Origin of the sequence: Mesorhizobium sp. M5C.F.Ca.IN.020.32.2.1, assembly GCF_004023105.1 — a bacterium.
Taxonomy (GTDB): Bacteria; Pseudomonadota; Alphaproteobacteria; order Rhizobiales; family Rhizobiaceae; genus Mesorhizobium; species Mesorhizobium wenxiniae.
Map to the genome: position 1 here is coordinate 1 of NZ_RZSX01000119.1, position 10356 is coordinate 10356.

General features: G+C 57.2%; 9 protein-coding genes and 1 pseudogene. 5 read left to right on the forward strand and 5 right to left on the reverse strand.

Translation table 11 applies throughout. The features are described 5' to 3' along the window. Nucleotides 1-637: extracellular solute-binding protein (locus EOA86_RS08630; RefSeq protein ID WP_128341243.1), on the reverse strand; the 637-nt coding region annotated here is incomplete at its 3' end. 91 nt (nucleotides 638-728) lie between these two features. On the opposite strand from EOA86_RS08630, the gene EOA86_RS08635 reads away from it, so the two are divergent. Continuing rightward, the gene (locus EOA86_RS08635) at nucleotides 729-1343 is read left to right on the forward strand and encodes a TetR/AcrR family transcriptional regulator (protein ID WP_095521567.1); all 615 of its coding nucleotides are present in this window, start codon (nucleotides 729-731) and stop codon (nucleotides 1341-1343) included. Nucleotides 1344-1474: 131 nt separating this feature from the next. Beyond that, nucleotides 1475-2041, forward strand: a complete 567-nt coding sequence (locus EOA86_RS08640; RefSeq protein ID WP_128341244.1) for a DUF2569 family protein — start codon at nucleotides 1475-1477, stop codon at nucleotides 2039-2041. Nucleotides 2042-2105: 64 nt separating this feature from the next. Here the strand turns inward: EOA86_RS08640 and EOA86_RS08645 are convergent, their stop codons facing one another. Beyond that, nucleotides 2106-2315, reverse strand: coding sequence for a hypothetical protein (locus tag EOA86_RS08645; RefSeq protein ID WP_342586968.1), 210 nt, complete (start codon nucleotides 2313-2315; stop codon nucleotides 2106-2108). Between the two features lie 220 nt (nucleotides 2316-2535). Continuing rightward, nucleotides 2536-2781 carry a hypothetical protein gene (locus tag EOA86_RS08650; RefSeq protein ID WP_127210427.1) on the reverse strand — a complete coding sequence of 82 codons (246 nt, stop codon included), beginning with the start codon at nucleotides 2779-2781 and terminating at the stop codon, nucleotides 2536-2538. A 169-nt stretch (nucleotides 2782-2950) separates the two neighbouring features. Between EOA86_RS08650 and EOA86_RS08655 the strand changes: the two genes are divergently transcribed. Continuing rightward, a complete protein-coding gene (locus EOA86_RS08655) occupies nucleotides 2951-3322 on the forward strand; it encodes a hypothetical protein (protein WP_128341245.1) in 372 nt (123 codons plus the stop codon). A gap of 1211 nt (nucleotides 3323-4533) precedes the next feature. Here the strand turns inward: EOA86_RS08655 and EOA86_RS40065 are convergent. Then, a complete protein-coding gene (locus EOA86_RS40065) occupies nucleotides 4534-6150 on the reverse strand; it encodes a family 16 glycosylhydrolase (protein ID WP_128341246.1) in 1617 nt (538 codons plus the stop codon). 1627 nt (nucleotides 6151-7777) lie between these two features. Between EOA86_RS40065 and EOA86_RS08665 the strand changes: the two genes are divergently transcribed. Beyond that, a complete protein-coding gene (locus EOA86_RS08665) occupies nucleotides 7778-8494 on the forward strand; it encodes a class I SAM-dependent methyltransferase (protein WP_245497182.1) in 717 nt (238 codons plus the stop codon). Nucleotides 8495-8603: 109 nt separating this feature from the next. Further along, a pseudogene (locus EOA86_RS08670) lies at nucleotides 8604-9502 on the forward strand (IS481 family transposase). Between the two features lie 84 nt (nucleotides 9503-9586). Here EOA86_RS08670 and EOA86_RS08675 read toward each other — a convergent pair. Then, on the reverse strand, nucleotides 9587-10356 hold a 770-nt coding region (locus tag EOA86_RS08675), incomplete at its 5' end, for a GDP-mannose 4,6-dehydratase (protein WP_128341248.1).

Sequence of the window (10356 nt, forward strand, 5' to 3'; positions counted from 1 at the left end):
TGATGGCGGGAAGGTCGGCTTCGGTCAGCTCGGCGGTCTTCTTGCCGATTGCCAGTGCGGCCATGCCAATGACCGGCAGATAGTAGTCGTAGATGGCGATCTTGCCCTTGTACTTATCGCTGGTCAGCGCAGCCATCGACTGCATGTCGGCCGGATCGACCTTGGTCTTGTTGTAGCCGATCGTGTTGTAGCCGAATTTTTCGGTGATGGCGTAGCGCTTGCCGTCGACCACGGTGGAGCTGTCCATCTTCACCTGGGGAAAGAGGTCGGCCAGCGGCAGTTTATCTTCCGGCAACGGCTCGAACAGGCTTTTTTCGACGCCGCGCGGTACGTCGATGCTGTCGATCACCATCACATCCCAGTCGCCGGGCTGCGACTGTTCGACGATCGCCAAGCCGGCGCCGGTGCCTTCGAACTCCTTGACATTGACCTTGACGCCGTTGGCCTCCTCGAAGGGCTGCAGCAGTGCCGGATCGGCGTGATCGCACCAGATCAAGGCATTGAGATCGGCTGCCTGGGCGAGGCTGCCCGTCGCCAGCAGCAGTGCTGTCGCAGCACACGCGGCGTGAAAACGGCTCTTCAGGACGGAAAGCGGGTTCTTGGTAGTTGGATTCGTAGCCTTCAGATTGATGGACATCGAGTGTTCTCCCTTGCCTTTTTGGCTTCTGGCAAAAAATTGAACCAATTCTAAAATTGAGTCAATTCTGTTTTTATGGCAAATAGCAGATATGAGCGGATTGCGGGCAAGGCAAAAGGCGGATCGGCACCGCCGCATCATCGAGGCGGCCGCGGAGCTTTTCCGCGATGCCGGCTACGAAGGCGCCAAGATCGAGACCATCGCCGCGCAGGCCGAGGTCTCGGTCGGCACGATCTACAACTATTACCAGAACAAGGGCGACATCCTCGGCGCCATCGTTTCGATGGAGGTCAACGAGGTGCTCAATGCCGGGCAAGGCGTCGTCGCCAACCCGCCGGCCAATGTCGGCGATGCGCTGGACACGCTGCTCGGCATCTATATCGAGCATTCACTGCATTATCTCAGCAAGGAGATGTGGCGGCAGGCGATGGCGATCTCGACGCAACTGCCCGACAGCCCGTTCGGCCAGGCTTATACCGCGCTTGACCGGGCACTGACCGAGCAGATCCGCGCGCTGATCGCGAGGCTACAGGCGCTCGGCCTGGTACGCCGCGATATCGACGGGCAGGCCTTGGGCGAGCTGGTGTTTAACAACATGAACATGATGTTCATCGAGTTCGTGAAGCGTGATGAGGCGAGGATCGCCGAATTGCGGGCGGCAATACGAAGGCAGAACCGGATTTTGGTGGCGGCGATTGCGGTTTGAAGCGGGTGACCGCCTCAGGACCAGTCAGGAAGAACGGATTTCTGGCCAAAGGCACCGGTTCATAGAGTCGCCCTCTTGAGCTGTTCAAAAAAGACGATACACCCTAAGATTGTGAAAAGGGGGAGGGCTAAATGGGTGTTTCGATCTGGCACTGGGCAATACTGTTTCTGCTGATTAGCGTGCCTGTCTTTGTCGCTGTTCTGTCTGCGACCAAACCCTCACAGAATCCAGCGGGCATTGTGGGGTTTGGAGGCTGGCTAATGCTGCTTGCGATCCTTCAGGCTTTATCCAAGCTGGGCGCACTCGTCGCATTGGGTTCGTCGAGTGACGGCTACCAACAACTCATGGCGCTGCCAAATGGCAGCCTGGCGGTCTTCGGCGAGGTTGTCCTCTTGCTGGCGTTTCTAGTGCTCCAGGTGGTTGTGTTCGTTGCAATGCTGCGGCGGAGATATCGCTTCAAGCAGCTATTCCTATACCAGTGGTTTGCAATACCAATTGTGTTTATTCTGGATACGGTGTGGATTTCGGCGGTTCTTGGCGTCCCGATGAGCCAAATGCTCGCGGGCGGTGCACTAGCAGCGCCCATAGTCTCTTTTGTACTGACCGGGATTTGGATCGCCTACGCCTACAAGTCAGTCAGGGTGAGGAACACGTTCACCAAGACGGTCGCATCTGGTCAAGTCGCGAGCGTGTCATAGAGGCGATAAGGCGCCTGCCACTCAGGCGCTGAATTCCCATCAACATTTAGCACGATCGGCAATTCTACCGGGCATGCTTGGGTGGCCGCGCACGGGGAAACGGCACGAGGGTCAATGGCGCCTTGCGGAATTCCGCGATGGCTATTTCCTCGATCAGGGAATCCAGAGCCTCGCTGACGCGCTGGCTCGTTTCGTCCATGCCGCAGAGCCGGTTTTGGGCACACTCCAAGAGCTCGCGCGCAGCGGCGAAGTCGCTTCGCATGACATCACCCATTTGGTTTTAACCCGCCGCCCTGACATTGTCGACGCGCCAAATTGAGCGATTGCTAATATACACAGGGGCATTTTAATCGAATGGCATTAGAATGGCCGGCCAGCAGGAGATGCCGGCCGGCCAGCATCGCCCTGTTGCATCAGTTGGTTCGACTGAACTTTTCAGATGCCCCGGACGCTATCTGGAGAGGTTCGGGGTTTTGCGTTGCAGAACGCAAAGATTAGTCCTGATACGATCTTGGCCGGCTTAGAAATTCTCTCGCGGCGGCAATTTGGCGTCGATGCTCGCGCAGGAAGGTCAGGCTGAAACAGATCGAAAAGGCCAGTCCTGAAAGGACTATAGTTGCTTGCGAGGTCGGATCGGGATCGGGAATCATCAGGAAGCGGAAACCGAACGCCAACGCGAGGGCAACAAGGCTGCCATACATGCCACCAATAAAGGGGGCGATCGTGCGTTTCTGCTCCAACAGAGACTCCTATGGTTTCCACTAGGAAATATAAGCGTTGGAACTGATATGCTACGGTCCCAACCTGTGGAAATCGGGGATGAGCAGATATCGACCGCCTGAAGCAACGCGCGCCCGCCGGTGCCGCTGTACCGTCGCGCTATGCCGTGCAGCGCGCGATCATGCCCTTATGGACACGGGTTGGGTTGTACGCACCTTCCAAGCGGGGAAGGGCAAAGGCGCCAGCCGCTATGTTTCCCGTCATCAACGTCCTGGAATTGGCAACCCAAGGCAAATTTCCGCACCGGCCCACGATACCGGGCCAGTTGATGAGCAGGATGAACCGGCTCACGTCAATGGGCCATCAGCGGCCCACGACGCCAGAGAGGGCGAGAAAGAGACATACGGGCACAGCATGGCGAGGGACAAGTTTGCCGAGATGCTTCGCCAACTCGGCGTGAACGATGAGGGTGAAATCGAATTTCGCCGTGTTTTAGTCGATTTCTGGACTGGCAAAGATGTGGAGGAATCGAGAGGTGGTGCCGATACCCCGACGAGTTGAACGACAATCTCCGTCGCGAAAATGATGACAACGACGCCATTCGCTCTCTGCATTGGAAGGAAGCAGCATGAAGGCCAGACATAGTGACAGAAGGGAGCATCAATGGCAGCAACCGTACCCAGCAACAGCGACCGACCATTCCGCGGTAAGCGCCTATCGTGGGGCGAATTCTACACCCTGCGGCCAGACCTCGAGCCGGTGAATGACAATGCCGATCAAGACCCTCTGCGCCGCCTCGGTGCGCCGGGCACGTCGTCTGATGTCTCCTCGAGTATCTCGCGCCCGTAGCGGTAAACGAGATAGCCGATTAGCCCTAATAGCAGCAACCTGAACATCGATCGGTCTCCTTCTCTGGAGACAATCAACGCGGTCAGTCAATGACGGTTCCGCCATGACGCGGGGGGCCTAGCGCAACGCCTTTTTTAAAAACCGCTCCGGGCCCATCGCGCACATTTTTCCCATTGAAAATATGGGGGTCACACAACGGCCAGACCGCGCGTACCTTTAGAAAAGCCAACATGACGGGCTATTCGCTTAAGCATCCTGAGCGTTCCCGGACGGGCAGCAATCAACCACCAGAATATGCCGACCCAATTGGGGATCCGCTCTATTTGGTTAGATCCAGAGCAAGAGGCCTGGTGGGAGTTTGCGGATTCCTTGCCATGGTTGAACCGATCGCACAGGGGCATTCTCTCGATTGCCTCCCTTCTGGCCGGGCGATTGACACGCGGCGATCTCGGGACCAGTCGCATAAAATCGTTACGGCTTTGCCTCGGCTCAGTGGGTGCCACGCCCGCCGATTTTTGCAAACTGGAGTGGTCACCGCCGCTCGAGGACGATGATGATGACGAGGCGGCGGCGTTCTTCAGGTAGGGGCTATCCATATGCCGCTGCCTGACCACAGGAGCGGTTCCGCAAGTCAGCGCTAACGGTCGGCAAGATGCTGGCCATGGGTCATCAGGCGACCATTCTTTGCGTGACAACAAGTTGCCATCATGAGAGCCGGCTTACTCTGGTGGCGCTTGGCCACCACATTGGACAACCTACAGAAAGCTCACCACTAGAGCCTGTTCCATCCCGATGCCATCGGGATGGAACTCCATCGCTTTTGTTTGACTCCGAAAACCGGGCTCCCGCTTTGGGGTGCCGTATCCAGTCCTTGTTTGGCCACGACAGCCCCTCGCGGGATGTTATTTCCCCGCGTAGGTCCTTCAGGTCACATAGAATGAGGCTGCGGTGAGCGAGAGATGTGGGGAAAGCGTGGCGAACTGTGTTTGAGATGCGCCGCCGGCCCCGTCGCTGTCGAAGGAGAGCGCTCCAGTCGAACTGTTGTAGATGATGTGGTCGGAACTGTCATGCGCGGCTGTACCAGCAAAGAAAGCCGCGGATGGAAGCCCTCCCAAATGAAGCCCGGCAAAAATGGCGTCGTCGAGGTGGATCTTGTCCTGGTTGAAGTCGGTTATCCTGTCGACATTGCCGTTACCAAGGGCGCTATTGAAGACGAAAGTGTCGTTGCCGCCAAAGCCGCTCAACTTATCGGCACCGCCGCGGCCGTTGATGACGTTGGCGCCGGCATTGCCCTGGATGGTTTGGGCCAACCCGTTGCCGGTCAGGTTGATTGCCGTGGTGCCGGCGTCCTTTGTGGTGCCAAGGACTTCAATCGACAAGCCGGCCGAGAGAGCATAGCTCACGGAAGTCCACACCCTGTCTTGACCTTGGCCAGAGGACTCGACCACCTTGTCGCCGGCATTATCGACGTAGTAGTCATCGTTGCCGCCATAGCCGATCATCGTGTGGGCGCCGGTTTCCCGAAGTACATCGGCGCCGCTGGTGCCGTACAAAGTGCCATCGCTGGTGCCGCCGGGAGGAAGGACAGTCCCGGTCCCAGACCCAGTCTCGGTCCCGATCGCGCCAGTGGTTGGGGGAGTGACGTTGGCACCTGTAACGGTGTCGCCGCTGCCTGCCTTCTGATACAGCTGGATCTCATCGATTTGCATCTGCATCGACGAGGGAGTCGAACTATTGAGAGCCGTGTGCCATCCGGCCGCGTTCGAATTCGCGACCTGATTGCTCATGATCAGCTCCATCGGTTGATTGGGAATCTGCGCCTGTGCGCTGGTCACTTGCGCCATCTGCTTCCCGTCGAGATACCAGGTGATCGACTTACCAGGATCCCAGTTGATGCCGTATGTGTGGAAGCCGGCCGTGAGGTCGACGCCGCTGTCGACCACGCCACCGGTTACCCCTGACGGCCCGTGGAGGTGGTAGGAGAACGCTTGGTTTGCCGGTCCCGAACCGGTGAATCCACCCTCCTGTATATCGATCTCAAAATTGTCGCCGCTGCTGCCGGCGCCTTTGCCGGGCATCAGCCAGAGGGCTGGCCAAGCGCCGTCGCCGCTCGGCGCCTTCATGCTGATCTGAAGGTAGCCGCCATTGAATTCGAAGTTGCCATAGCTGCTGACGACGCCGGACGTGACAGGGAATGTATATGCCGACCCCTGAGCCACGCCGTTGACGGGCTGTTTAATTGCCGTGAGATTCAACAGCCCGTTGCCCACCTTATCTTGGCTCGGCATATTGTATTCGGCATTAAACCGGTTGCCCATCCCACTTCCGCCCGATCCATTGCTGTCCCACGGCCAGCCGTTGGCGGCATTGCTGGTGATGTAGGTATGCCAATCGCTGTCGAGTGCCGTACCGGAGAAGTTATCCTCGAAGACGAGGTCGCTAGAGGCAAAGCCTGTGGGTGCGGAAAGAGCCATTCCGTGATCCTTCTTTGGCGTTGAAAACAGGAATTCCACGCCGCGCATCGCCAAGGCGCGCGACATATCGCATGCCCGCTATTGGGCACCGCGAACGGATTTCAAAGTAGCGGAGATTTGGAAATCCTCGCCCCGACATTATTGTCGAGCGAGCTTAACGCTGAACTCGCCATCGAAGGTGAGTTGTCGACGGGAATGCCCATCAGGCCCTCCCTTGAATCGGTGGGCGCGCGCGCAAGGTGTTCAACGGTTCGAGCCGCAGCCGAATTGAAGTCGAGCGCAGCTCTTTGGCGGAGGCACCGCCAAGCTTGCCGTTCAGTAAAAGCACGGTAAATCCTTAGTTAGTTGCGTTTTTCTTGTTTTCATTCCACCCGCGCCCTAAGTAAAACGCAGGCATTTCCGCTCTATGATTTATACACATTCTTGTACCACGTGAATGGATCATTCGTGGACGATGTACGCAAGCCAAGCGACCATTTGCGGCGAGAATGAGGCTAGGCGAAAACTTATTAACAGCTTCTAATATATCCGGTGCGTCGAACAACCACACCGAAACAGCCTTCCGGACGTCCTTCGAAAACCGTGTCCGTCGGTTAAAATGTCGCTGTTTTGGGGGCCTGTGGTTCGAGAGGGTCGTTCGCATAGAGGTCGTCGAAAAGCACGGCCGGGCTGCGTGGCGGATGGGCCGTCGGGCCTGGGCCGGAGCTGCCGGCCCGGATGTTCGACCGGCCATTTGCGCGGCCGATGCGCCGGCCCAGGTCCGCTGTTGCGGTTCGACTAAGCTCCAGTCTCTACACGTGTTGCTGAGCGACGTCGCCGGCGGCACGGCGGCGATGTCCGCATCATCCGTTTTCAATGATCGAAGGTGGAAGGCTGGCACCGTTATCGAGCGTACCCTACAGCACCGGACAGGCTGTTCAATCGCAACGCATCGAACAGCGCCAAAACCTGCAACCGCATCCAAGGGAAGTACGATCGCTTACGCGGCTTGTTGAAATGGCTAATACATGGCCCTAGGCGCAGGGAGCTTTCTCGCCGCAGGACGGCCCCGAATTCGAACCGCGCAACCAGTCGCCAAGGCTCCACCTCGTGGCGAAGTGCCAACCGGTTAGCGTGCTCTTTCGCTGCATCGTCATCTATGCAGGCTAGGTTGCGCACCCATGAATTGGCCGTGTTCCTTCAGAATGCAGACCCGATAATGCGGCATCGCTTGTCCCTGATCGGCGACAACATTCTACCAGCAGCGTCGCTGTGGAACGCGAAGAGTTTGGTTCTTTCTTATGAGCTACCTCAGATGGGCCGCGTGCTTTAAGGTGCCCCCCGGAACTTCGCAGCCGGCGGCTTGACGGCATCGAGAGTGTCGTTACATTTGTAATGATTAGGTTTTGTTTTTATCCGGTTGCGCCCACTTTCTGAGGTGCGCGGTTCGCACCTTGCGTGCAGCCCGGGGCAAGGGAGGAACTCTAGAACTCTGGAGCGACCTCAAGGCGGGCCGGTGCCGACCTAAGATTCGTTCATTCCCAAAATGTGAAGTTCGATCAACAGGGACGACTTAGGATTCCCGTTCTGGAGCTGGCCTTAGGGCCATGCAGAGAGCTGGTTGTTTTCATTTAAAGTCACAAGCAATTATTAGGTCGAAGCATTCGAAGAGGCAACTTAATCTGGCTCAAGCACACTGAGATGGGCAGAGATGATGTCAAGTAATGACCTCTATACCGGAAAAGGTTATGCCGCTGCCAATCCGACCTGGCATGACGAAGACGGCGGTGTCAAGGCCGCCAGCATCGCCAAGATCGTGCGCGCCAACAATATCAGTTGCCAGAAAATCGTCGACACAGGTTGCGGGACGGGAGGCGTTCTGAAAGCCCTCCTTCAGCACGATATCTTCCGTGACTCAACGGCCATCGGCTACGATATCGCTCCCTATGCTATAAATTTGGCCAAACAGCGAGAAAGAAACAACCTAAGCTTTCACTGCAGTGACTTCCTGCAAACCAACGAAAATTACGATCTTCTTTTGTGCATCGATGTTTTCGAGCACGTCGATGACTATATGGGCTTTCTTCGAAGGCTCAGAGGACGTTCGAAATACTATGCATTTCATATTCCTCTCGACATTAGTATCGTCGGCCTTCTGCGCGGTCAGCACCTTAAGCAACGCAAGGAGGTCGGTCACCTGCATTACTTTGATCAGGCAACAGCTCTAGCGACTCTGCGCGACACGGGCTTCAAGATTATTGACGCACAGTACACTAGGACGGCGGAAGATATCCTGCAGATCCATCCCGAATGGCGAACCACGACAGCCATCCTCGGTAACGCCGCGCGGCGCATTGTCCGGACTGTTGCCGGAGAGGACCTGTCGGTGCGCTTACTCGGCGGCGCCTCACTGATGGTCCTCACTAGCTGAGGTGGTGTTAGGCGCGCGTCAGAACAACCGACTCCAAGTGGCGGCAAGGGAGATGTTTGATCCCAGGCTTTGATGGGGCATCCTTGTGTTCCGAATCAAAGGATGCGCTTTGGGCCAGGTTCTGCATGGGAGCGCCACGACGACAGAGGCGGTCCGTCGAGCGATACAGCATAGTCAAGAGAGCCTGAGGACGCTGGCCAGGCGCTACGAGATCAACCAAAAGACCGTGACGAAGTGGAAGACGCGGACTTCGGTCGCCGATCTTCCGACTGGTCCGAAAGCGCCGCGATCGACGGTGCTCTCGGTCGAGGAGGAGGCGGTCATGGTCGCTTTCAGGCGCTATACATTGCTACCGCTGGATGATTGCCTCTATGCGCTCCAGCCGACCATCCCCCATTTGACACGATCTTCATTGCACCGCTGTCTGCAGCGCCACGGCATCAGCCGCCCGCCTGCCGGAATATCGAACGCGACAAGCCGGCGAAGAAGAAGTTCAAGAGCTACCCGAGAGGTTACTTCCACATCGACATTGCCGAGGTGAGGACCCAACAGGGCAAGCTGGACATGTTCGTCGCCATCGACCGCACCTCGCAGTTCGCCTTCGTCGAACTGCACGAGAAGGCCACCACCGCCATCTCGAGAGGCTTCCTGCTGCGGCTGATCGCGGCCGTCCCTTACAAGATCCACACCGTGCTCACCGACGGCATTCAGTTCACCACCCCCGGCGCCGGAGGGTCGGCAGTGCCGCTGATCAAGGAGACGATCGCAAACGGCGAACGCTTCTGGGCCATGCCTTCGAACTGGCCTGCGCCAGGAACGCTTCTACTACGAGAAACACGACCAACTCCGCCGGCATCTCGCCGACTTCATCGCGGCCTACAACTCGGCCGAAGACTCAAGGCCCTCAAGGGTCTCACACCCTACGAGTTCATCTGTAAGTCATGGGCCACTCAGCCCGAGCGCTTCACACTCAATCCGCTCCACCAGATGCCGGGACTAAACATCTAGGGGCATAGACCGTCGCGACGCAGCTTCGGGGCGCCGGAGATTCGGTCGACAGTCGGAATGCCGAAGCTCACGATGTGCGAGTGGTTATCCAGATGAAAGGAAGTCGCCAGCAATGGAATGGAACCTTTGTTTCCGCTCTTCGAAAGCGATCACTTGTGGCTCCTCCTGCGATCGTGATCGGCGTGCCTGGTCGCTGCGAAAAAATGCGACGGTTGGCTTCAGCCCGCCTTTCAGTGCCATGGTCGGTTGCCAGCCCAATTCGGCTTTGGCGAGGGATATATCGGGTCGGCGTTGTCTTGGATCGTCGCGGGGTAACGGCAAATTGACGAGTTTTGACGACGAGCCGGTTTCAGCGAGCACCAGTTCCGCAAGCTCTCGAATGGTGAATTCCCCATCATTTCCAAAATTGACTGGTCCCGTGAATGAACCTCGACTGTCCATGAGGCGTACAAGACCATCTATTAGGTCATCAACGTAGCAGAATGAACGAGTCTGGTTGCCGTCACCGTAAAGCGTAATCGGCTCGCCGCTGAGCGCCTGAACAATGAAATTGGAAACAACTCGACCGTCAGCCCGATGCATCCGGGGGCCGTATGTGTTGAAGATGCGCGCAATCTTGATTTCAAGGCCGCACTGTCGGTGATAATCGAAAAATAACGTTTCGGCGCAACGCTTTCCCTCATCATAGCAGGACCGAGGACCAATGGGGTTCACATTGCCCCAATAATCCTCGGTTTGAGGATGAACCGCAGGGTCGCCATAGACCTCACTTGTTGAAGCCTGCAGAATTCGGATTTTGAGCCGCTTGGCGAGGCCCAACATATTGATCGCGCCTTGCACCGACGTTTTTGTGG

What these genes read in the sequence shown, in the direction of transcription:
- EOA86_RS08655 (WP_128341245.1), top strand. Translation starts at nt 2,951, where the DNA reads ATGGACACGGGTTGGGTTGTACGCACCTTCCAAGCGGGGAAGGGCAAA.
- EOA86_RS08640 (WP_128341244.1), top strand. Translation starts at nt 1,475, where the DNA reads ATGGGTGTTTCGATCTGGCACTGGGCAATACTGTTTCTGCTGATTAGC.
- EOA86_RS40065 (WP_128341246.1), bottom strand. Translation starts at nt 6,150, where the DNA reads ATGTCGCGCGCCTTGGCGATGCGCGGCGTGGAATTCCTGTTTTCAACG.
- EOA86_RS08665 (WP_245497182.1), top strand. Translation starts at nt 7,778, where the DNA reads ATGTCAAGTAATGACCTCTATACCGGAAAAGGTTATGCCGCTGCCAAT.
- EOA86_RS08635 (WP_095521567.1), top strand. Translation starts at nt 729, where the DNA reads ATGAGCGGATTGCGGGCAAGGCAAAAGGCGGATCGGCACCGCCGCATC.
- EOA86_RS08645 (WP_342586968.1), bottom strand. Translation starts at nt 2,315, where the DNA reads ATGGGTGATGTCATGCGAAGCGACTTCGCCGCTGCGCGCGAGCTCTTG.